This is a genomic window from Thermosipho africanus Ob7 (assembly GCF_003351105.1).
GTDB lineage: Bacteria > Thermotogota > Thermotogae > Thermotogales > Fervidobacteriaceae > Thermosipho > Thermosipho africanus.
This window is the reverse complement of record NZ_NKRG01000009.1, coordinates 1-22,487: the sequence shown is the minus strand read 5'-3', so window position 1 is coordinate 22,487 and position 22,487 is coordinate 1. Positions and strand designations below refer to the sequence as shown.

The 22,487-nt window shown below is 31.1% G+C and carries 21 protein-coding genes and 1 tRNA gene; 10 read left to right on the top strand and 12 right to left on the bottom strand.

Features of this window, described 5'->3' with window-relative positions:
• Positions 1–11: 11 nt before the first annotated feature.
• The gene (locus OB7_RS08715; protein WP_114703081.1) at positions 12–890 is read right to left on the bottom strand and encodes a bifunctional methionine sulfoxide reductase B/A protein; all 879 of its coding nucleotides are present in this window, start codon (positions 888–890) and stop codon (positions 12–14) included.
• Positions 874–1,683 (bottom strand): EFR1 family ferrodoxin, encoded by an 810-nt coding sequence (locus tag OB7_RS08710; RefSeq protein WP_114703080.1) that lies wholly within the window; start codon positions 1,681–1,683, stop codon positions 874–876. The genes OB7_RS08715 and OB7_RS08710 overlap by 17 nt, the downstream gene beginning before the upstream one ends.
• Before the next feature lie 103 nt (positions 1,684–1,786).
• On the opposite strand from OB7_RS08710, the gene OB7_RS08705 reads away from it, so the two are divergent.
• The 8 genes from OB7_RS08705 to OB7_RS08670 all read left to right on the top strand — a co-directional run bounded on the left by OB7_RS08705 (position 1,787) and on the right by OB7_RS08670 (position 6,811).
• Positions 1,787–2,263 (top strand): ferritin family protein, encoded by a 477-nt coding sequence (locus OB7_RS08705; RefSeq protein WP_012579736.1) that lies wholly within the window; start codon positions 1,787–1,789, stop codon positions 2,261–2,263.
• A gap of 78 nt (positions 2,264–2,341) precedes the next feature.
• Positions 2,342–3,232 carry an RnfABCDGE type electron transport complex subunit D gene (locus tag OB7_RS08700; RefSeq protein ID WP_114703079.1) on the top strand — a complete coding sequence of 297 codons (891 nt, stop codon included), beginning with the start codon at positions 2,342–2,344 and terminating at the stop codon, positions 3,230–3,232.
• Positions 3,229–3,831, top strand: coding sequence for an FMN-binding protein (locus tag OB7_RS08695; RefSeq protein ID WP_114703078.1), 603 nt, complete (start codon positions 3,229–3,231; stop codon positions 3,829–3,831). The genes OB7_RS08700 and OB7_RS08695 overlap by 4 nt, the downstream gene beginning before the upstream one ends.
• Position 3,832: 1 nt before the next feature.
• Positions 3,833–4,432, top strand: a complete 600-nt coding sequence (locus OB7_RS08690) for an NADH:ubiquinone reductase (Na(+)-transporting) subunit D (RefSeq protein WP_114703077.1) — start codon at positions 3,833–3,835, stop codon at positions 4,430–4,432.
• Positions 4,429–5,022, top strand: a complete 594-nt coding sequence (locus OB7_RS08685; RefSeq protein WP_004104576.1) for an electron transport complex protein RnfA — start codon at positions 4,429–4,431, stop codon at positions 5,020–5,022. Before OB7_RS08690 ends, OB7_RS08685 begins: the two co-directional genes overlap by 4 nt.
• 10 nt (positions 5,023–5,032) lie before the next feature.
• Positions 5,033–6,136: an NADH:ubiquinone reductase (Na(+)-transporting) subunit F gene (locus OB7_RS08680; RefSeq protein ID WP_114703076.1), complete on the top strand. Its 1,104-nt coding sequence runs from the start codon at positions 5,033–5,035 to the stop codon at positions 6,134–6,136.
• Between the two features lie 13 nt (positions 6,137–6,149).
• Positions 6,150–6,599, top strand: a complete 450-nt coding sequence (locus OB7_RS08675; protein WP_114703075.1) for a hypothetical protein — start codon at positions 6,150–6,152, stop codon at positions 6,597–6,599.
• A 136-nt stretch (positions 6,600–6,735) separates the two neighbouring features.
• A tRNA-Asn gene (locus tag OB7_RS08670) sits at positions 6,736–6,811 on the top strand.
• Between the two features lie 521 nt (positions 6,812–7,332).
• On the opposite strand, the gene OB7_RS08660 is transcribed toward OB7_RS08670, so the two are convergent.
• The 8 genes from OB7_RS08660 to iadA all read right to left on the bottom strand — a co-directional run bounded on the left by OB7_RS08660 (position 7,333) and on the right by iadA (position 19,509).
• Positions 7,333–8,532, bottom strand: coding sequence for a hypothetical protein (locus OB7_RS08660; RefSeq protein ID WP_004104565.1), 1,200 nt, complete (start codon positions 8,530–8,532; stop codon positions 7,333–7,335).
• 19 nt (positions 8,533–8,551) lie between these two features.
• Positions 8,552–8,836 (bottom strand): hypothetical protein, encoded by a 285-nt coding sequence (locus tag OB7_RS08655; protein ID WP_147275530.1) that lies wholly within the window; start codon positions 8,834–8,836, stop codon positions 8,552–8,554.
• Between the two features lie 708 nt (positions 8,837–9,544).
• Positions 9,545–10,672 (bottom strand): alkaline phosphatase family protein, encoded by a 1,128-nt coding sequence (locus tag OB7_RS08650; RefSeq protein WP_170128458.1) that lies wholly within the window; start codon positions 10,670–10,672, stop codon positions 9,545–9,547.
• 87 nt (positions 10,673–10,759) lie between these two features.
• A complete protein-coding gene (locus OB7_RS08645; protein WP_114703073.1) occupies positions 10,760–13,171 on the bottom strand; it encodes an ABC transporter permease subunit in 2,412 nt (803 codons plus the stop codon).
• The gene (locus OB7_RS08640; RefSeq protein WP_004104557.1) at positions 13,171–14,877 is read right to left on the bottom strand and encodes an ABC transporter permease subunit; all 1,707 of its coding nucleotides are present in this window, start codon (positions 14,875–14,877) and stop codon (positions 13,171–13,173) included. The genes OB7_RS08645 and OB7_RS08640 overlap by 1 nt, the downstream gene beginning before the upstream one ends.
• Before the next feature lie 63 nt (positions 14,878–14,940).
• Positions 14,941–16,113: a sugar ABC transporter substrate-binding protein gene (locus tag OB7_RS08635; protein WP_114703072.1), complete on the bottom strand. Its 1,173-nt coding sequence runs from the start codon at positions 16,111–16,113 to the stop codon at positions 14,941–14,943.
• Between the two features lie 91 nt (positions 16,114–16,204).
• The gene (locus OB7_RS08630; protein ID WP_114703071.1) at positions 16,205–18,412 is read right to left on the bottom strand and encodes an ATP-dependent Clp protease ATP-binding subunit; all 2,208 of its coding nucleotides are present in this window, start codon (positions 18,410–18,412) and stop codon (positions 16,205–16,207) included.
• Complete coding sequence (iadA, locus tag OB7_RS08625; RefSeq protein ID WP_114703070.1) at positions 18,412–19,509, bottom strand: beta-aspartyl-peptidase; 1,098 nt, start codon at positions 19,507–19,509, stop codon at positions 18,412–18,414. The genes OB7_RS08630 and iadA overlap by 1 nt, the downstream gene beginning before the upstream one ends.
• Before the next feature lie 50 nt (positions 19,510–19,559).
• Here iadA and OB7_RS08620 point away from each other — a divergent pair, with 50 nt between their 5' ends.
• Positions 19,560–20,192 (top strand): CPBP family intramembrane glutamic endopeptidase, encoded by a 633-nt coding sequence (locus OB7_RS08620; protein ID WP_012579725.1) that lies wholly within the window; start codon positions 19,560–19,562, stop codon positions 20,190–20,192.
• 72 nt (positions 20,193–20,264) lie between these two features.
• A complete protein-coding gene (locus tag OB7_RS08615; protein ID WP_114703069.1) occupies positions 20,265–20,621 on the top strand; it encodes a NifB/NifX family molybdenum-iron cluster-binding protein in 357 nt (118 codons plus the stop codon).
• Positions 20,622–20,673: 52 nt separating this feature from the next.
• Here OB7_RS08615 and OB7_RS08610 read toward each other — a convergent pair whose 3' ends face one another.
• A complete protein-coding gene (locus OB7_RS08610; protein ID WP_012579723.1) occupies positions 20,674–21,621 on the bottom strand; it encodes a SufB/SufD family protein in 948 nt (315 codons plus the stop codon).
• Positions 21,611–22,354: an ATP-binding cassette domain-containing protein gene (locus tag OB7_RS08605; protein ID WP_012579722.1), complete on the bottom strand. Its 744-nt coding sequence runs from the start codon at positions 22,352–22,354 to the stop codon at positions 21,611–21,613. The genes OB7_RS08610 and OB7_RS08605 overlap by 11 nt, the downstream gene beginning before the upstream one ends.
• Between the last annotated feature and the right edge of the window lie 133 nt (positions 22,355–22,487).

Below are 22,487 nucleotides of genomic sequence, written 5' to 3'. Positions count from 1 at the left end.
TACCTCCAAGTTCAAATTATTCCATCCCATGTTTTTAATAACTTAAATCTTACGTGACAATAAGGAGTTTTTCCTGTCTTTTCGTAATATTGCTGATGATAATCTTCTGCTACCCAAAAATCACTTGCCTTTTTAAGTTGTGTTACAACATCATACTTTTTCGTTAATGCTTTTATCAATTTTTCAGAAATCTTTTTTTGAAGATCATTTGTATAAAAAATAGCACTTTTATACTGCTCCCCAATATCTGGACCTTGACCATTTTCTTGTGTAAAATCATGTATTTCAAAAAAATACTTTATCAAAGTCTCTTCATCTAACTTTTTTGGGTCAAAAATTACTTCTACCGTTTCAAGATGACCTGTTACACCTGTACAAACTTGTTCGTATGTAGGATTTTTTCTTCTTCCACCCATGTAACCTACCCTTGTATCAACAACTCCCTCAAGTTTCCTAAATAAATATTCTACTCCCCAAAAACATCCACCTGCAAAAAATATTCTATCTATTAACGGCTTTTCCCCTTCCGGTACAAAATCAAGTGATACTGAATTAACACAATGTCTTACATTTTTCTCAGTAAAACCTTCTCCATAAAAAACGTGGCCTAAATGTGCTCCACAATATGAACACACTATCTCTTCTCTAATTCCATCTCTATCCACTTGCTTTTTTATCGCACCAGGTATTTCATCGTCAAATGCAGGCCACCCACACCCTGAATTAAATTTTGAAGATGAATTGTAAAGGGGAATTCCACAATTTTTACAAACGTATATTCCCTTTTCAAAGTGATCTTCAAATTTTCCACTAAAAGGTCTTTCCGTACCTTTTTCAAACAAAACAAATTTTTCAAATTCGCTAAGATTTTTATTAATCTTCTTTGCCATTTAAATCTCCTCCAAACTTATTTAAATAATTTTCAAGTTTGTATCCATCTTTAATAATCATAAATGGAAACATTCTTTGAATGATTGCTCCTTGAGGGCAATCATATATGCACTTCAAACAAAGCGCACAATTAAAACCAAAATGTACCTTACCGTTTTTTATTGAAATATTATTTGTCGGGCAATTTTTAATACAAAAACCACATAGATTGCAATTATCATTAACTTTATAGCCTTTTGCAAAAATCTTTGAAAAAAATTTTTCAAATATTGAAAATTTAGATAAAATTAGTCCCTTAAATGTAGGTTTTAAAACTTTTCTTTTTCCTTTTAGTAAATTGTCAACAATATCATCAATTTTATTAGGTAAATTTCGCAAAATTTCTTTTATCTCTTGCTCTTTCATTCCTGAGAAACAATTTAACGGCATCGTTACCATATCTTCATATAAAATATTACAACCTTTTTTTAATAGAAGATGTTTCAATTTTAAATGAGCAGCACTATTTTCAGGAATAAAGCCACCTGCAGAAACTAAGACTATAGCGGTATTAAGCCCTAAACAATCATTAATTTTTTTAACCCAACTATATACAGGCCAAGGAAGATCAAAAGAGTGAACAGGAGAGAGTAAAATTAATAAATTTATATTTTTTAAAGAAATAACCTTTAAATTCTTTAATACAATTTCTTCTAATTCCACAGTTTTATTGTTACTTTTTAATTTTTCTGCCAACTTTTTTGCAACAAATTCAGTATTTCCTGTTCCCGAAAAATAAGCTATTTTAACCATTTAATCTACCCCTAAAATAATTATAACATATTTAACAGCATTTTTATTTTTGAAAAAAAGTTGTATAATATATACTGTAGAGTAGACTCAAGGAGGGGATATTATGACAATCAATGAACTTTTAGGTGTTGCATTAAAAATTGAAGGTGCAGGCTATTCCTATTATGAAAAACTTTCAAATGTATCAAGTGGGGCTCTAAAGGATTTATTCCTTGAACTTGCAAATGAAGAAAGAGAACATGCAAGGATATTTGAAGAAATCCTATCAGGCTTTAAAGATGAAAAAAACTTAAACCTCAATGAAGAAGAAGTTGGCTATTTAAAGGCATTTGCTGAAGATGTAATTTTCCCAAAACTTACAATTGAAAAAATTCCAACAAGTGTAAAAGAAGCGATTAAACTTGCAATTGAGGTTGAAAAAGACTCTATAATATTCTACAACGATATTAAAATGCTTGTTCCTGACAATAGCGCAATTGAAAAAGTTATTGAAGAAGAAAAAAAGCACATGAAAAAACTCACTCTTAGATTAAGAGAAGACGATGAATTTGATATTTACAGTGAGGGCAGCAAAATATAAGACTTATAAATTCTTTTAAAAGTCCAGGTTAAAACCTGGACTTTTCTTCTTGAAAAAACGTACAAGGAGTGATAGAAAATGGCTTTATTTCAAAAACAGCCAATGATGCGAAAAGTTTTATATGCTTTAATTCCAATATATATTTACTCGCTTTTTTTCTATGGCGTTAGACTTATTTGGCTAAGTTTATTTGTTTTTACCTTTGGAATTCTTTCTGAATATATCTTTGAAAAAAAGAAAGGAAAAAAAGTTTCAGAAGCAGTCTTAGTAACCTGTATGCTATATACCCTTTCTCTGCCACCACTTACACCATGGTGGATTGCAACAATAGGTATCATATTTGGTATAGTATTTGCAAAAGAGGCATACGGTGGATTTGGAAGAAACATCTTTAATCCTGCAATCACAGCAAGATTATTTGTCTATATTGCCTTTCCATCATATATGACAAATGGTTGGATGATCCCAAAATTTGGCTCGTTTGGTCTTGATGTAACAACATCCGCAACTCCACTTGCACTTTTAAAAGAATCACAAACATTAAGTTTAAAAGATCTATTTTTAGGGTTTAGAGCAGGATCTATTGGTGAAAGTGCAATATTTTTAATAATTATTGGCGCAATTTATTTAATTTTTACAAAAACTGCTAGTTGGAAAATAATAGTTTCTACAATTTTAAGTGCATTTATTTTAACCGCTGTTTTTGACATATTTATTCCTTCTGCACCACCTACTATTTTTGCACTTCTATCTGGAAGCTTATTGTTTGTATCAGTATTCATTGCAACAGATCCAATCACTGCCCCAAAAAATTCAAAGGCACAAGTTATATATGGAATAATTATTGGAGTTTCAATTGTGATTATCAGAACATTTTCACTCTTTGCAGAAGGAACAAGCTTTGCAGTACTTTTAGGCAATACCTTTGCACCATTTTTGGATCACGTAACAAAGAAGGTGAAAAAATGAAAGAAAATAAGATATACACTATAATATTTACTTTTGTTATTTCGTTTTTGTTCGTCTTGATCCTTTCAATCATAAACTCAATGACTTATGACAAAATACTTGAAAATCAAAACTTTTCAAAAATACGTGCAATATTAAACTCAATGGGAATTGAATACAAAGACGAAAAGGATGCAATTAAAATTTTCAATTCTAAGATTGATCAAATAGAAATAGGAGGATTAAAATTTTATACAACCACTCTAAATGGAGAAAAAATATATTCATATATTTTTTCTGGGAGCGGCCTTTGGGGAACAATAACCGGCGTCATTTCAGTTAACGAAAGTATAGATAGAATTGTTGGAATAGACATAATTTCACAAAATGAAACACCTGGTCTTGGAGGAAGAATTGAAGAAGATTGGTTTAAACAACAATTTAAAGGAGAACTTGTGAAAGATAAAATCAAAATCAAAGTCTCTGGAGCTTCCAGTGATTTTAACAAAGAAAATTCTTCTGTAGATGCTATAACCGGAGCTACACTTACCTCGAGATTTTTTATAAACATCATCAACGATTCACTTGAAAAAATTAGAAACGCTCTAAGGAGTGAGTAGTATGGGAAAATTTAAAGAAGTATTTTTGAAAAATACTTGGTATGAAAATCCTGTTTTTGTACTGGTGCTTGGAATTTGTTCGACTCTTGCAGTTACTAACAATTTAAAAAATACATTTATCATGACAATAGGCGTAATGCTTGTCACAGGTTTTTCAAACCTTACTGTATCTCTTTTAAAAAATCTTATCCCATCTAAGGTGAGAATGATTACACAGGTATTAATAATATCTTTCTATGTTATCATAGTGGATATAATCTTAAAGGCATACCTTCCAGATGTAAGTAAAGCACTCGGACCATATGTCGGGCTTATAATAACAAACTGTATCATCATGGGACGTGCCGAAGCATTTGCTCAATCAAATCCTCCACTTATCTCATTTTGGGATGGTATTACAAGCGGTTTTGGTTATATGATAGTACTGGTGGCAATTGCATTCTTTAGAGAACTTCTTGGTTTTGGAACCATTTTTGGCTATAAAGTTATGCCAGAGAACTTTGTAAACTGGACAATAATGATTATGCCGCCAAGTGCTTTCTTCATGCTCGCACTATTTATATGGATAGTAAAAGGGTTTAAAAAGGAGGGAGCCAAATGAATCCTAATATAAATCCTCTGGTTCTATTTTTTGCTTCAATCTTTACTAGTAATATATTACTTTCCAACTTTCTTGGAATGTGCTCGTTTATATCTATCTCAAAAAGTCTAAAGTCATCTAACGGTCTTGGTATGGCAGTTACGATGGTTATGACAATAACAACTGCTATTAACTGGTTAGTTGAAAAATACATCATAGTACCATTTCAAATAGAATACCTAAGATACATCATATATATTATTGTCATAGCTGCAGTTGTCCAAATACTTGAAATGGTAATAGATCGAACTGCACCAAATTTGTACATTAGTCTTGGTATCTTTTTGCCATTAATAACTGTCAACTGTGCTATTTTAGGTGTTGCACTATTTATGCAGCTTAGAAACTATACATTTTTACAATCAATCTTTTTTGGCCTTGGTTCAGGTCTTGGATGGTGGCTTGCAATAGTTTTACTAGCTGCTATCAGAATTAAAGTTGATAAAGCACCTGTTCCTGCACCTCTTAAAGGCGTTGGAATTACACTCATTACAATAGGAATAATGGCAATGGCCTTTATGGGTTTTGCTGGAATGATAAATGTTCAATAGGGGTGATCGTATGAATATTTGGCTTGCACCATTAATCGTTGGAATTGTTTCATCTGTTTTATCTGCTCTAATCGTTATAGTCGATTCAATAGTAAACAACTATGGAGAAGTAGAAATTGATATAAATAATGGAAAGAAAAAATTAAAAGTAAAGGGTGGTTCACCTTTACTTTTTACACTTGCTTCTGAAAATATCTTTGTTCCATCTGCCTGTGGAGGCAGAGGAAGTTGTGGAGCATGTAAAGTTAAAGTATTAAGTGATGTTGGAGAATACCTTCCAACAGAACTTCCTTATATGTCAGAGGAAGAAATAAAAGAAAACATAAGACTTTCTTGTCAGATAAAGGTTAAAAAAGACATAAAAATACAGCTTCCAGAAGAACTTTTTAATGTTAAAAAGCTTACAGGTAAAGTTGTCTCAATCAAAGATGTGACACATGATATAAAAGAAGTAAGAATAAAACTTCCAGAAGAGATAAACTTTAAAGCAGGACAATACGTTCAAATCGTTGTACCGCCATATGATAAAATAAAGCAACCTACACAAAGAGCATATTCAATTGCATCTACTCCAAGTAAAAAAGATGAAATAGATTTGCTAATTAGATTAGTTCCAGGTGGTATAGCAACAACTTACGTACACAATTATCTAAAAGAAGGAGACAACCTTGAAGTTATAGGTCCATTCGGTGAATTTTACATGAGAGATACGGATGCTGATATGATCTGTGTTGCAGGAGGTTCTGGTATGGCACCTATTAAGTCTATTGTTCTTGATATGTATGAACGAGGTATTACAAATAGAAACGTATGGTACTTTTTTGGCGCAAGAACTGAAAAAGACCTTTTCTATGTTGAACTTTTTAAAGATTTAGAAAAAAAGTGGAGCAACTTCCATTTTATTCCTGCTCTTTCTGAACCAATGGAACCAGAAAAATGGAACGGTGAAGTCGGCCTTATAACTGATGTAATGGTTAAATACTTAGAAAATGTCGTCGACAAAAACACTAAAAAAGAGGGATATCTATGTGGTAGCCCTGGAATGATAAATGCCTGTGAAAAATTACTTAATGAACATGGAATAAAAGATGTGTATTACGATAAATTCGCATAGGAAGGTGAAAATCATGAAAATGTCTCCCGAAATGATTAAAGCTCAAGAAAATATGAAACCTGGAGTAATAACAGCAGAAGGATTTTTGGGCGAAGATGATAGAAATCTGGTTGATATAATTTTACAGGATGAACAAGAAATGGCTGCTTTAAAACTCGACTTTGATAAAGTAGCACAAAAATTGAAAAAACTACTTGAAGTTGGAGAAAAAGGACTGGGAGAACCAATAACTTACGAAAACTTCGAAATTTTTGTATATGAAGCAAGAGGATTCCTTGCATGCCCCTTTGAAGACGGTATCTTTAGAAAAAAAGTAGCAGTCGTTAAAAATCTCAAAAATAATGAAACTATAATGTATAGTGATTTATCAATACACCTTCTTGAAAAGCATCACTTTTTACAGGGAAAAGGATCAAAATTTAGACTAGATCCTGAAAAAATAAAAAAAGTTTTATTCGATTAAGCAAAATACAAATATTGACTTTTTCATATTATATGATATATTTTCTATTGTATGAAAAAAGCTAACCCCTCTTAAATAAAAGGATTATTGACAAAAAAAGAGAAATATGGTATAATATATAATGGTTTTGATAAGTTCCGGCGTAGCTCAATAGGCAGAGCGGGTGGCTGTTAACCACTAGGTTGGGGGTTCGAGTCCCTCCGCCGGAGCCAATAAATAAAATTTATAGAACAAAAAGGACGGAATAGTAGTTATTCCATCCTTTTTGTTTTGCTAGTTCTTTAATTTTCTACTTATGCCCCGGCCAATGTAAAAATCATTTGTCAATTAATCAAATCATTTTAGAATGAGCAGAAAATGTGTTAACATTGTTAACTATTGCCCTAGTGCTATTTATGTAATTTGTGTCTTTAGTGTCTTTTCATACATTTTCTTTACCTTTATCCTCTGCTTCAGCCTTTCTATATACAATTCTATTTCAAATCTTTTGCTATATATTAACCTATCTATTTCTCTCTCCAAATATTTTTACCTTTCATTTTTTAAACAAACTCCCATTGCTGGTATCCTCTATCTGCTAAGAGTGATTAATATTCTTCAGGATATGCATCTCCTGGTTGCTATGTTAAGACAAAATAATTTTAGCAGGTATAGCCTTTTTTATTCTAAATTAACTTACTCTTTACTTTGGCTAGGTAGCTAAACTATAAAACAAAAATACTCCAAATTCATTTTAATTCTTTACCAACACTTCTATCAAATTAGAAATTTGTTCAACTGTTGGCATAGTAATTGTATGTTTCCATATAACTCCTTCTGTTACTACTCCAGCACTTGTCCTATAAACAAGCACATTGTCTGGAGATATTACCATCAAAGTTTCAGGATATAACAATCTCAATCTAATTGTTATCTCATCAAGTTTCTCACGTGATATTGGAACAATTGTAATATCTTTATACTTTTTTGCCAAAGATTCTAAATCCAATGAACACTCTTCACATGATGTGCAATTACAAGAGGATGGAGCTACAAGTAGTACGTAGGATCTTACTCCCATTTTCAAAAATTCTGAAAACGCATCAAGCCACATATTTATCTTCGACACTTTTGAAGCGGTTAAGAAATTAAAGTAAATTACTTTCCACTCTCCCACTTTTTCTCCTAGATTTATAGTTTTTCCACTTACCTCTTCGAAAGAGATATCTGGAAATGTTTCACCTATAAATGGAACAAGCACAGAGGTTGAAGACTTTTCAAGGACTATAGCTTCTCCGTTTTTAGTAACACTCTCTATCGTAAAATATTCTTCTCCTATCTTTAAGTACTTTCTGAAAAACTCCGGGCCATCAAATTTACCATTTTCATTTAAATCTACCATAAGTAATATTGCATCTTTTGTGTACCATCCATCTGAATCTGTCTCAGCAATCGCTGCTTTATAGCTTTTCTCTCCCACGTAAAGTATGCCTTCTCTTCTGGTAATACCACAATAGTATAATTTGTCTTCTATACGCCACAAGGCAATATAATAACCACTTCCATCGCTGAATATAAGTTTTACAATATATGTATTAACGTTCATTCCTGACAATGTTTGAGCATAGATTTCATCATCTGAAAAATTTTTATTTCTATTCCCATCTACCAATATTATTTCTTCTCCATCTTTTAATCCGGTTATAACATCAAAAGTTTCGCCTTTTAATGTTATCTGACCAAATCTTGCATCGTAAAGATCAAATGGTACATAAACAGAGGTTAATGGAGTATCATGAAGCTGAACCACACGTGTAAAAGTGTAAAACATGCCAGCTTTTGTTTCTGTGAACTGACCACTAATTGTAGATTGTTGTGCAAAACATGAGATGGTCAGAAATACAATTAATAACATTATAAATCCAACACGTGTGTTAAAAAAATTAACAAGCATTTTTTCACCTCCAAAAATTTTACCTACCCCTACAACTGCACGAAGCTAGACAAATAGCAGCCTCTCCTGCAGGAGTGCAATAACATGTGGCTCTTACTGTACCAATTTTTGATACAACAGCTTTTCCACGGCATAATGTTACACCAAAGTAGGGGCTTTTACATGTAAAATCAACTTCCAATGTTACACTAAGTGGTGTTCCATTTGAACTGTAGTGCTCTGCCTCACCAAACGCCTGCCATCTTAAATCACCAACATAAAACCATGAACAGTAGTTAACACTACATCCTGGATCTTCAATCAAAGAAACTATCTCTCCTGCAAACGAAAGGAAAACAAAAGTAACCAGCAAAAAAGTAATTAACAATCTTATAGTAAATCTTATACTAACCCTCCTTTCAGAAAATTTAGAATTAATTAAAATTCTTTATCTTACTAAATTCTTATCTCTTTTACCAATTTACACTATTAATCCTATGATCTTCCCTATTTTTTATTTGTTTAGCTTACATTCAATAAAACACGTGGTACATTTTTTTATCTCAACCATTTTAGTATTATTAAAAAGTGTAAAACATATAAACATTATCTTTTTAATATAGACTAAAAACATTCCTGTTTATTTTACTAACATGTTAATATTTAATAATTTTTATACTATTTTTATTAATTTTGTTTATTAAAAACAATATTATATTTTTCCAAATACTAAATTATTTTTAATTTCATACAAATATCATTTTCCGATATAAAGACTCCTAATATACCATATTTACGATATTATTCTTTAAAGCTATTTTTAATTTTAATAAAAAAATATAAAGAAAACAAACCCAATTATTTGCTATTTTCTTTATTTAAAAATAAATATTTAACATATTATTAATATTTTATAATTTTTCAATTGCAATTGAGAATCAATAAAATTTTGAATAAATCTTTATATAAAAAATAATCCCATCCTTGGCTATTCAAGAATGGGATTTTATTAATTATATTGCTTTGAAAAAATTTATACAAAAATAAGCGGGACATACAATTCTTCATATGTAAGTGAACCATGCATTCCCAAAAGCTTTTGCTCTCCTCCAGTATATGTATATGTAAAAGAATAGTTATCTTTAGCTAAAAGAACATAATCTCCAATCCTATGTTCCATTTCAAGATTCTTATGCCCAAATCCAAAATATCCTTCGCTCAAAAGTTGCTTTGAAGGATATATTTCAAATCTTTTGCTGTATATATCGTTTAAATAATCAATTAATTCTTTGGCTTTTTTCTCTTTAGTATAAAAATACATCATACGCATTTCTCCAGTTGGCGGAAATTTTAGATATTTTAATAACTCTTCTCCTAGAAATACGTTCTTTTCCCTAGGAGTTGTAATCATTCCATGATCTGCCACAACAAAAATCTGCGTCTTTTTGTCATATTTTAATTTTTTTATTTCTTCAAGCAAAAACTTTGCTTCTCTTTCGTAAGATCTGCTATCAGGTCCTTTTTTGTGACCAATACCATCTAACACTCCATAATAAACGTAAAGAAGGCCTTTAAAATCACTTTCAAGCAGCTTTTGTAAATTTGCAAACATATCAATAGTTGAATAGTAAGAAAATATGTTTGCATCCTTTTGAATTAAAAATGACAAGCCCGAATTTACAATATCATGTGAAGTTAGTATTCCTCCAAAATAACCTTCCTTTTTTAAACTTTGAAACACATTCGGCAACCTTTTTATCTTTTTCTTTACGATAGTTTCAAAACTACTATTTGGCAATCCTGGATAACTAAAATCTATCATATTCATGATACTTCCAATTTCACGAATAAACTGAATATATCCTAAAAGTCCATGTTCTTGAGGAGACATCGCAGTAAGTAAACTGGTAACTGCAGCCACAGTCGTTGTTGGAAAAACACTACTTAACTTTATGCTCTTCTCAAATTCAACATTTAATTCCTTGAACTTTTTGTATCCTAAACTATCCAAGATAATTACTACTATTTTTTCCTTTCCAACTATTTGTGGAAGAATAATATCCTCCATTTCATCGAATCTATATTTTGTTTCAACTTTAAAATGCTTCAAAAGTACATTAATAAATGAAACTATGCTTTTTTCATATACTGGCTTATCCACATAATCCCTCCCTAGAAAAAAGTCCTCGGATATTATATTGTACAACATCCGAGGACTTTTTTAAACATTCTATTTTATATATAAGTATTAACCTTTAACAGAACCTTTGGTTAAGCCACCAACAAGATATTTTTGCATTGAAAGGAACAATATAACCATTGGAAGCATTCCAACAAGTGCAGCTGCTGAAAATAGACCCCACTCAGTTTCAAATGGCCCGCTGGAGAATGTCCAAAGTCCAACCGCATATGTATACTTTTCAACATCTTGGAGAATAATCTTTGCAAGAACAAATTCGTTAAATGTGCCCATGAACGTTAGAATAACTACAACTGAAAGAATAGGAGATGCAAGTGGTATTACTATTCTCCAGAATGTTTGCCACCTTGTTGCACCATCAATCATTGCAGCCTCTTCAAGAGAACTTGGAATTGTATCATAGAACCCTTTAATAAGATACATATTAAATGCAATATTTCCAAGATACACAAATATAAGTCCACCTAATGTATTGAGCCCTATTGATGGAATATATCTTCCAATAAAGCTTAAAAATCCGTACAAAGCAATCATGTACATAATAGCTGGGAACATCTGAATTAAAAGAAGTGACATTATTCCATATTTTCTTCCCCTAAATCTCATCCTGCTAAACGGATATGCTGCAAGTGCATTTACAATCGTAGTAATTATTGCAACAATGCCCGCAACTATAACACTATTAAAGATCCATCTCCAAAGATAATACTTTTGCTTCTGTTTCCAAATTTGGTCAAACCTGAACAGTTTCTTATCAACATTTTTAAATGATTTATCAAGATCATTTACAGGAAATTGGTCAACAAGATCAGCTGCCGCTTTAGAAGCGATACTCATACTTGATGCAATATTTGCAGGATATTCTGATTGAACTTTTGTAAACAACTGAAGAAGTGCCGCTATTCTAACCTTAACCCCATTCTTTGATGAGTAGATTGCAGCTTTTCCCGCACTTTCTATAGAGCTAACATATTTATCAAACTCATCGATAAATACCTTTACATCTTTTGCAAATTTCTCATACTTTTTCATAAAGTCATTCAAAGTCGCTATCCAATCAAGTTTTCTAATATTAGATCTTACATCTTTCTTTAAGCTATCATCACTTACATAACCTAAAAAGTCATTTACGTTTCTTGAAAGAATTTTTACTGCAAGGTACAATTTATTAATATCTTTTGGTAAGGTATATTTTTCAACTTTATTTATAAAGCTTTCAATGTCATCTTTTAATAATAAAGACATGATATATGCTTTAGCTGGTAGATATTTTCCTTCTTCCTCTAAATATTTTCTAATTAGTTCTTCTAAATCTTGATTTTTACTGTCAATTTTGTTGGCAAAAAGTATATACTCATTTGAAAGTTTTAAATATTCTCTTTCAATTTCAGCAAAGTTTTTTAACAAATTATATGATTCTCTAACCTGTTTAAGCGCTTTTAAATTAAACTGGTTAATTAATGAAATAAAATCAGCATAATTTGCAGAATTTTTCAATGTAAAATTATCCCATAACGTCTTTACCTTTGTCATATTCTCATACATTTTGTCTATAACTGCTTTTCTTTCCTTGCTTAAATTTATTCCAAGCATATTTTCTACTATGCTATAAACTTCTTCAAAATTTTCAACAGCATCTTTTTCTGAAACAACTGCCTTTATCTGATTTGATAAATTATTTAGTAAATCATATGCAACCTGCAGGGTTTTATTAAAACTTTCAAACTGTGGAATAATGGAGTTATCAATTATTAAAGAAAGTCTTGCATATTCCTCTTGATAAAAATCAAGCTCTTTCTTTATTTGATTTAATTTTGCTTGATCTTCTTGCAATTGTCTTTTTAGACTTTCAATATTATCAAGTTTTGTTTTTAGCTCTTCTACATACACATCTTCATAATCTTTATAGTCAAACCCTAAACTTAATTCCTGAACATCTTTCTCATTTATCCTTCCTTCTTCCAACAAAGATATTATTGCAACGCCAATTAATTGGTTATTATCAGATTTTTCAATATTTATCTTTTCATTTAGTTTATTTACTTGCTCAACAACTGTTTGAATTAAATTATCTGAATTTTCAGACAAATAGCTTTTTATTGTTTCATACTCATTGTCTACTACACTTATTAATTCTTTCGACTCTTTTGAATACACCTTTAAAGCTTCCATATCTTTATCAAACTTTTCTACCAAAAATTCAACTGGCTTTTCATCATAAGGTCTTGAATTAGTTGTAATTGACTCTATATCACTTAAAAGCCTTAAAACATTGTCTTCGGGAAATAGCAAATCTTTATAGTTTTGAAGACTCATCCTCGATGAAAACAATTTTGATGAAAAAGCTGCATTATCTCGCCTTAGTGATGTAGATACAACCCATACTACAGGAAACAATATTGCAACTATTAAAATTATTAAAATTGCATGTGTTAGCCAATTTCTTTTTCTTACAACCATTATCTATTCACCTCTTCGAAGGAGCCTGATATTCTAAAGTTAACAAAACTTATACCCGCAACTATGAAGAAAATCAGTATTGATATTGCACTTGCAAAACCAAAGTCCTGCCCACGTCCTGCTTCAAACGCAAGCTTATAAGTATACGAAATCAATATATCAGTTGCGCCTGCTGGTGTTGTTGTATTTGGAATAGCAGGGCCACCTGCTGTTAAAAGATAAATATTTACAAAGTTATTGAAATTAAATGCAAAGCTTCCTACAAGAAGTGGTGCAATTGTTGTCATTAACAATGGAAATGTTATTTTCCAGAATCTTTTTGGTTTTGATGCACCATCTATAGATGCAGCTTCATAAAGTTCATCAGGGATACTCTGGAGTGCTCCTAAACTAACCGTCATCATGTATGGAAATCCAAGCCAGGTATTAACTATTAAAACAGCAACTTTTGCCCAGAATGGATTTGTCATCCACTTAACTGGATCTCCGTTAAACAAGTTGGTAACAATAAATCTATTAAATACCCCATATGTTTCATTGAAAAATCCATTTTTCCATATAAGAACAGAAATAAATGCTGGAATTGCCCAAGGAATAATTAACAAGGTTCTATATATAGTTCTTCCACGCAGTGTGTTATTGTTCAAAACAAGTGCAAATGAGAGACCAATTACAAAAGTAAATAACACACTAAGTGCCGCATATGTAAAATTCCACAAGAATATCTTTGTAAATGGTCCAGAAACAGTAGGATCTGTAAATATCTTTGTAAAATTCTTTGAACCTACATATGAAATATATCCAAGAACTGGAACCTTTTCACCTTTTTCATCAAAGTCATAAAACATTCCTTCTTCTTCCAATAATGGCTTATTGGTTCTATCATTTACAAGGGTAGTTTTTACAACAGTCTTTCCATTTTCAACAACTTCGGAAAGTGCCATTCTATAAAGATGCTTTATTTGAACAAGTTTTAAACTTCCATCACTGCTGAACCTAAGTGATAATCTATTTCTTTGATTATCAACTATTTCTACCTTACTTAAAATAGGAAATGCTATTTTTGATTTAAAGAAAACTTCATTAATAGCGGTCTCCTTATCACTTGGCGAATAAAAATAATTATATGTTTTACCATCTTCAACTATTGCAATTAATTTACCATTTTCCATAATAGTTTGAACTTTTTCCATATCTATTAATTCAGCTTCTCCAAGAATCATTTTTCCTGCTTGCATTCTAACAGGTTTTATATTTCCAACAATGTATTTTTCTCCATTTTCATTCACAACTATCATTTTAAAATCTTCAGTTGGATCTATACCATTGTATCTTACAAAAATCTGATAATCGTAGCTTTTTGCGTTATCAGGTACGTATGTATAAACTGGATCTGTAAGTAATCTATCCAAAACTTCCTGTCGAGTCATAATATGCCCTGTTCCATAATTAGTAAATGCAGTCTTTATGGTAAATGCTATTGGATATAAAACTAGAATAAACAATAAAATTACTGCAGGTATCATGTATCTATAAGGATATGCCCTACTATTTAACACAAAATAATCTATTAAAACTATCAAAACAAAAAATGTTATAGAAAGCTCATAAAAACCTCTTGAAAATAAAAATAATGCTCCCCAAATTGAAAAAGCATTAAACAATGCCAACAACAAATAGCCTATTAACTTCCAGAACTTTGCCATTACATCTCCTCCCGATAAAAACGGGGGGAATACACTCCCCCCGAATTTTATTCAGTTTTCAAATTATTTAATTCCTGCCAATATAGTATCTACTGCTTCTTTCAATGCTTGTTCAACTGGAACACCTTGGTCAAGAACCTTTGAAAGTGCATCTCCCATTGCTCCCCATACGCCAGCCATTTCTGGAACATTTGGCATTGGAAGACCATAGTTTCCAAGGAATTCTGCAAATGCTCTTGTTACATCATCAACCATTGGAAGAATATCTTTTCTTGATGGAACTCTTGGGTCTGCAAGGTAAATTCTGTACATTACATCTTTAGTTGCAATGAATTTTGTCAAAAATTCAATAGCATAAAGTTTATTTGGTGATTTTGCATTAACCATGAAACCTTGTGCACCAAAGAATGGTTTTGGTTTAACACCATTTTCTAGATCAGGAATTGGTGCAACACCAAAGTCTATACCTGCTTCTTTCCATCCAGGAACGGCCCATGGTCCATTAATAATCATTGCTGCTTGTCCGTCTTTGAACAAGTTGTCCATCACATTGTAGTTGTCACCTGATTCAAGAAGTCCTTCATCAACAAGTCTCTTTAAAAGTTTCATACCTTTTATTGCTCCTTCATTTGCAAGACCTACATCTTTTACATTTATTTTCCCATCTTTTTCACCAAATACGTATCCACCGAATCCGAAAATTGCATAACTGCTGAAATAGAAGTTTTTAAAGTCGTACACAAGACCTCTTACTTCACCTTCATATTCTTCTTGAATTTGTTTTGCAAGTTCTATAAGCTCATCGAAAGTCTTTGGTGGTTCTTCAACATAATCCTTGTTGTAAATCAAAGCTGGTCCATCAAATGCATATGGAATACCATACAACTTTCCATTGTAGGTAAATGCTTGAAGAGGTGTTGGTAAATATTGATCTTTTTCAGGAAGAACAGGGATTGGTTCAAGAAGACCATTTGCTGCAAGTTCTCCAACCCAGTCATGTGCACCAACAATAATATCTGCACCTTCACCTGCTGGTGCTGCTGTTAAAAATTTAGATTTTATATCGTTAAAATTAACCTGCACAACTTCTACGTCAATACCATAAATTGATTTGAATTCATCAGCAAGTTTTGTCAAAATTGGAGCTTGTGCTTCTGAAGTCCAAATAGTAATTTTCACAGCAAAAACGCTAAAAACCATGACTACCATTAATAAAGCTACTAAAAGCTTTTTCATACACTTTCCCCTCCTTTATTTAAAGTATTACAATAATAATTTTACTATAAAACCCTTCCTAAATTTCTTCAAATTGGAACAGTTTCCAACATTATATTATATCATAAGTTATACCTTTTTCAGTATTTTTAAATGTAATTGTATTTCCTTCATTTAATTTTTCATCAATAATGAGATTTGAAATAGTGAATTCAATTGTATTTTCAAATAACCTTCTAAGAGGTCTTGCTCCCATTGAAGGAATATACCCAACTTCTGCTAAATAGTCTTTTACAGATTCTTCAAGAATTACCTTTATACTCTTTTCTTTTAACCTTTCATTTAATTCCTCCAAATATATATCCACAATTTTTTTGACATCTTCTTTTTTCAAAGGTTTAAAAATTACTATAGCATCAAGTCTGTTTAAAAACTCTGGTTTAAGTTTGTTTTTAACTATTTTTTCTACAGTTGTAGAAATTTCATCCTCTCTATTTTGCTCTATTGCTCTAACAATCTCCTCACTTGCAAGGTTACTTGTCATAATTATTATTGTATTTCTAAAATCTACTGTATTACCTTTTCCATCAGTAAGTCTTCCATCATCAAACACCTGTAAAAGAACATTAAAAACTTCTGGATTTGCCTTCTCAATTTCATCAAATAATATCACACTGTACGGTCTTCTTCTCACCGCTTCTGTTAATTGCCCACCTTGTTCATGTCCAACATATCCTGGAGGTGCACCTATAAGTCTTGCAACTGAATGCTTTTCCATATATTCACTCATGTCGATTCTAATTAAACTCTGACTTGAACCAAATAATATTTCTGAAAGTCTCTTCGCAAGTTCAGTTTTACCTACTCCAGTTGGACCCAAAAACAAAAATACGCCTGCAGGTCTTTTTAAGTTTCTTATCCCAGTTCTCGACATTCTTATTGCACTTGAAACAACTTTTACTGCTTCCTCTTGATCTACAAATTTTTCGTGTATTATTTTCTCTAGATTCTTTAACTTCTCTTTTTCACCTTCAAGCATCTTTCCAACTGGTATTTTTGTCCACATTTCTACAGTTTTTGCAATATCTTCTTCAGTTACCTCTTTTTTACCCAAAATTTTTATTCTCGATGCTGATTCATCAAGCAAATCTACTGCTTTATCAGGCAGGAATCTCTCCGTAATATATCTTGCGGCAAGTTTGGCAGCATATTCTATAGCTTTATCAGTTATCCTAACATTGTGAAATTCTTCAAATGATTTTTTTAATCCCCTTAAAATCTCTATAGTCTCCTCTATACTTGGTTCAGTTACGTATATAGGTTGAAATCTTCTTTCAAGTGCTTTATCCTTTTCTATATATCTTCTATATTCTTCAACAGTTGTTGCACCTATACATCTGAGTTCTCCTCTTGCAAGCTCAGGTTTTAAAATATTTGCTGCATCAACTGAACCTTCACTTGCACCGGCACCTACAACCGTATGGATTTCGTCAATAAACAAAATTACATCAGGTGATTTTTTTACAACATCAATTATTTTTTTTAGCCTTTCTTCAAATTCCCCTCTAAACTTTGTCCCAGCTATTACTCTTGCAAGATCAAGCTTTAAAATCTTTTTATTTTTCAAAAAGTCTGGGACCTTTTCTTCTACAATTTTTTGCGCAAGTCCTTCAACAATTGCAGTTTTACCAACCCCAGGATCACCTATTATAACTGGATTGTTCTTTAATTTTCTTCCCAATATTTCCATTACTCTGAAAATTTCATTATCCCTACCAATAACTGGAAGTAATTTATTTTTTCTTGCAAGTTCAGTTAAGTCTTCTGTAAACTTTGTTAAAACATCTACATTTTCATCCTCTGATGTTACTCCAGATGTTCTCAATTCTTTTATTGCTTGATAAACTTTATCCTGTGTTACTCCATACCTTGATAAAATTCTAAAAGTCATACTTTCTGGAATCAATGTCATAGCAAGTAATAAATGATCCGATCCAATCTTTTCATCTCCCATTCTCTTTGCTTCTTTTTTTGCTTCTTCAAGAACATGACGTGCCTCTGGGGTTATATATATCTGACCTGTTGGTGCATTTGTTTTAACACCATACCTTGAAATAAATGACTCTAATTCTCTTTTTAGCTCTGTAATATCAACTTTTAAGTGTTTTAAAATATCCTTTGCTGCATTTTCATCGTCTTCCAAAATAGAAAGTAAAATATGCTCAGATGACATCTGATTTTGTTTGTACCTTGTCAAAATATCAGAAACAGCCATAAGGATTCTTTGCCCATTTTCCGTATATTCATTCATATCAAACATTAACTCTGCACCTCCTTCAATAACTTACCTCTTGCTATTACTTTTTCAATGTTTAAATTTCTATCCAAAACAACGATATCTCCATCAGTTTCCTTTTCTATTCTACCTTTAGACTTTAATTTTAAAACTTTTGCAGGGTTAATCGTTATAGTTTTTAAAACCTCTTCAAAATTTAAATCTCTTTCAACAGCTTTTTTTACACTTTCAAACAATACGGTTGTGCTTGCAACATCAAGCTTTATTAACCTGCCATTTTCATCAAACTTTGGTAAACTTCCATGCCCATCAGAAGTCATAGTTAAATTATCAATTACTCCTTCATTAATTGCAATCTCTAAATAATCCACTACACTTTCAGAAGCTGTCAGATCTATAAATCCACCTTTCTTTGCAAATTCTATTGCCCTATGAAACAGCTCTTTGCTCCTTCCTACATGAGTTGGATACATATGATAAATAGGTATTTCTGTATTTTCTGCTATTTCAAACAAATAATCTATACCGTTTTTTCCATTTCCAACATGGAAATTTACAACACCTGCCTTATTAGATATTAAGCCTCCAACTCTAGCTTGAGCAACTATTCTTTTAATCTCTTCAAGTGTAGGTTGAGAAGATCTATGATCCGATATTGCTATCTCTCCCACTCCTATTACCTTATCTATTAGTACTAAATCTTTCTTAATATCTCCAGTAATTGTCTTTACTGGCACACTATATGAACCAGTATAAATAAAACTAGTTATTCCAAGTTCCTCAAGTTGTTTTGATTTTGCATATAAATCTTCCATGCTTCTTGTAACATCATCTGTACCAAGACATCCAATAACCGTTGTTATACCAGAATCAACAAGTTCTTCTATAGTAATTTCAGGTGTTCTTGTTTGAAAACCACCCTCCCCACCACCGCCTATAATATGAACATGAGCATCTATAAAACCTGGAACTGCAATCTTTCCATTTAAATCCAAAACTTTACTAAATGGTACTACTAAATTCTCCTCAATTAATTCTATCTTTCCATTTGCTATTAAAATATCTTTTTTCCCAATATAATATGGTGTAAAGACCTTTAAATTCTTTAAAAGTGTTAACATAAAACGCCTCCTTACTTAATTTGATATATAATAGTTTTGAGGTGATAATTTTGCATATAACTATTTCGATATTTATATTACTCTTTTACATTTTGCTTTCAAAAATATTTGTAAAAGTAGTAAGAATATCAGATCCATTTAAATTGCATTCATTATTTGCTATCCTAACTATATTATACTCCATACTTTCAGCAAGAGTATTAAATTTAAAACTGGTTGATATGGGAATTAGTTTTGGAGATACAAAAAAAGGATTGTTAATTCTTACATTTATAGGAATTCCTTTATTCATTATTGCATATATAACATCAAAAAATGCAAAAATTTACAATTTTAGATATCTTTACTTTAAAAGCAAATGGCAGATAATTTATTTCTGGATTTTAGTAGGTCCTACTGAAGAATTTTTATTTAGAGGATTAATTCAAAGTTATTTAAAATTAAAATACTCATCTATAACAGCAATATTACTATCAAGTCTATTATTTGCCTTATTTCATTTATTAAATGTTTTAACCAAAAATGAATCTTGGAAATTATTCTTCAATTTATTACCTACAAGATTTATTATATCTATCATTTTAGGTTTTTCTCTTGTTTATTCTAAAAGTCTCATCTATCCTATAATAATTCATAATATAATTGATGGAATTAGCTTTTCAAATATAAAGAAAAATTACTAAATAAAGATATTGACATATAATAAATATTGTTATAAAATTAACATTGAAGAATAATTAAAGGATGGAGAAATAATGATTATTGCAATACCAGTTATTGAAAATAACAGAGAAAATTCACAAATTTCGGAACACTTTGGTCATTCACCATTTTTTGCATTCTATGACACAGAAAAAGAGAAATTAAGAATTGAAAACAATTCGCTTGAAGAACACGGTCCAGGAGATGTTCCTAATTTCCTATACTCAAAAGGGGTTAACGTCATAATTGTTAGAGGAATTGGTCAAAGAGCTATTTCATTTTTTGAACAATTAGGAATTAAAGTTATAAGAGGAGCAAGTGGTAGTGTAAAAGATATAATTAATGCATTCCTTGAAAACAAGATAGAAGACAAAGAATATCAAGTCAAAGAAAAATTTCATAATCATTAAAAATAAAAACATGACCTGCAACTATCGTAGGTCATGTTTTTTAATACAAATTCTAATGTAAAAGACCTTTTATTATTAATTCCGTTGCTTCATCTTCAGTTAGACCTTTGGCCATCAACATTTCAAGTTGTTTTTGATTTACCCTTCCAATTGAGGCTTCATGAGTTAACTCAGATAAATCGTTATCAATTTTTAAAACTGGGATTGTTGAAACATCTACATTTGAACCTTTTGTGATTTCTTCACACGAAATATGTCCTTTTGAATATGGTGCACTTCCATATGCTTCATTTAATACTTTTGCTTTAGAACTATCTAACGCTACTACAACAGTTTTAGCAATTCCTCTCGAATGTTCTCCTTCTAACCTTAAAATTTCATTTATATTTACCTCATCAGTTTTGCTTGCTTTAATCTTTGAAAATAACTCTCCAACGGCTTGTTTTTCAAGTGTTAAATCCATGACTATATCTAATTTTCCTACCCTTGTTTTGGTAAGAGAGAAAACATTTTTATAAACTCCACCTTCTTTTACAACCGCATTTGTTTTGGTTATAAGTTTTATAGTTCCTTTATCACTATGATAATGTTCATCTTCATATTCCATATAAGCGCCTTCTTCAACTATAACATTTGAAATAGCGTTGTGTTCAAATTCTTCTGCCTGGGGAAAAACACAATGGGCAAGAAATTTTACTCTAGCTCCCTTTCTTACTTTAATGTTAAAAATAACCTTTTGAAATCCTTTTTTTTCAACATAACCCGTACAAACATGTATAGGACGTGGAATATGTGCATTTTCTAAAATTTCCATATCAACCTGTACACCATTTTCTATTTGAGTAGGAACAAGTTTTATACCTTCAACATTATTTAATCCTAAAACTTTATCACCACTAATTATTATTGAAGCTATTTTTTTATCCAAAAATTTTGAAGCATCAGTTCCAAGTTTTTCAACAGCTTTAACAATAGCTTCATATTCTCTTTTAACGTCCATCGATTTTCAACTCCTTACTAACAGGCGAATTTGGATGATCACAAGTATCGCAAATATTTTTAAAAATCTGGATAACTTGCTTTGTTTCACCGTTAGCTAAAATCTTTCCAGCACATAACAAATAAGCTTCTTCAGTATTGTAAGCCATTTCTTCTCTGTGAGTAATTACAATTGGTGTTCCACCATAATCTGCAATAAAATCTATAACTTGATTTATCATATCAAGACTCATAAGGTCGATACCAGAATCGGGTTCATCCAAAATAACAAATTTTGGTTTTAACAAAATAATTGAAGCAAGTTCAACTCTTTTTCTTTCTCCACCACTAAGACTTTTATCAACAAAACGATTCAAATAAATCTTTGGAGAAAGCCCTACCTTTTCCAAAGCTTCTTCAACCTCATCTTTTGTAACATCCAACTTTCCACCAAGAGTTAAATAAGTGTAAATGGTAAGTCCATCATATCTTGCGGGCTCTTGCCACATCAAAGTTATTCCAGCTTTAGCACGTTCAAAAACATTAAAATTGGTAATATCATTACCATTCAAAAAAATTTGACCTGAAGTAGGTTTATAACCATCAAGTCCCATCATAACATATCCTATCGTGCTTTTACCAGCACCATTTGTTCCTAAGATTGCATATTTGCGTCCTGAAATAAATTTCATAGAAATATTATTTAAAATCTTCTTACCAGAAACTTCATGTGAAACATTTCTCAATTCAAGCATGACATTCAACACTCCCAATTTAGAATCTCTAATCAATTTTATCACACTTATAAAATAAGAAAAGTAACAAAAAATTACAAAAATTAAACAAACAAACAAAAAACCTCTCCGGATAAGGAGAGGTTAATTAATT

Excerpts from the sequence above, each read along its gene's own strand:
- OB7_RS08715 (WP_114703081.1), bottom strand. The coding sequence starts at position 890 with ATGGCAAAGAAGATTAATAAAAATCTTAGCGAATTTGAAAAATTTGTT.
- OB7_RS08710 (WP_114703080.1), bottom strand. The coding sequence starts at position 1,683 with ATGGTTAAAATAGCTTATTTTTCGGGAACAGGAAATACTGAATTTGTT.
- OB7_RS08705 (WP_012579736.1), top strand. The coding sequence starts at position 1,787 with ATGACAATCAATGAACTTTTAGGTGTTGCATTAAAAATTGAAGGTGCA.
- OB7_RS08700 (WP_114703079.1), top strand. The coding sequence starts at position 2,342 with ATGGCTTTATTTCAAAAACAGCCAATGATGCGAAAAGTTTTATATGCT.
- OB7_RS08695 (WP_114703078.1), top strand. The coding sequence starts at position 3,229 with ATGAAAGAAAATAAGATATACACTATAATATTTACTTTTGTTATTTCG.
- OB7_RS08690 (WP_114703077.1), top strand. The coding sequence starts at position 3,833 with ATGGGAAAATTTAAAGAAGTATTTTTGAAAAATACTTGGTATGAAAAT.
- OB7_RS08685 (WP_004104576.1), top strand. The coding sequence starts at position 4,429 with ATGAATCCTAATATAAATCCTCTGGTTCTATTTTTTGCTTCAATCTTT.
- OB7_RS08680 (WP_114703076.1), top strand. The coding sequence starts at position 5,033 with ATGAATATTTGGCTTGCACCATTAATCGTTGGAATTGTTTCATCTGTT.
- OB7_RS08675 (WP_114703075.1), top strand. The coding sequence starts at position 6,150 with ATGAAAATGTCTCCCGAAATGATTAAAGCTCAAGAAAATATGAAACCT.
- OB7_RS08660 (WP_004104565.1), bottom strand. The coding sequence starts at position 8,532 with ATGCTTGTTAATTTTTTTAACACACGTGTTGGATTTATAATGTTATTA.
- OB7_RS08645 (WP_114703073.1), bottom strand. The coding sequence starts at position 13,171 with ATGGTTGTAAGAAAAAGAAATTGGCTAACACATGCAATTTTAATAATT.
- OB7_RS08640 (WP_004104557.1), bottom strand. The coding sequence starts at position 14,877 with ATGGCAAAGTTCTGGAAGTTAATAGGCTATTTGTTGTTGGCATTGTTT.
- OB7_RS08635 (WP_114703072.1), bottom strand. The coding sequence starts at position 16,113 with ATGAAAAAGCTTTTAGTAGCTTTATTAATGGTAGTCATGGTTTTTAGC.
- OB7_RS08630 (WP_114703071.1), bottom strand. The coding sequence starts at position 18,412 with ATGTTTGATATGAATGAATATACGGAAAATGGGCAAAGAATCCTTATG.
- iadA (WP_114703070.1), bottom strand. The coding sequence starts at position 19,509 with ATGTTAACACTTTTAAAGAATTTAAAGGTCTTTACACCATATTATATT.
- OB7_RS08615 (WP_114703069.1), top strand. The coding sequence starts at position 20,265 with ATGATTATTGCAATACCAGTTATTGAAAATAACAGAGAAAATTCACAA.
- OB7_RS08610 (WP_012579723.1), bottom strand. The coding sequence starts at position 21,621 with ATGGACGTTAAAAGAGAATATGAAGCTATTGTTAAAGCTGTTGAAAAA.
- OB7_RS08605 (WP_012579722.1), bottom strand. The coding sequence starts at position 22,354 with ATGCTTGAATTGAGAAATGTTTCACATGAAGTTTCTGGTAAGAAGATT.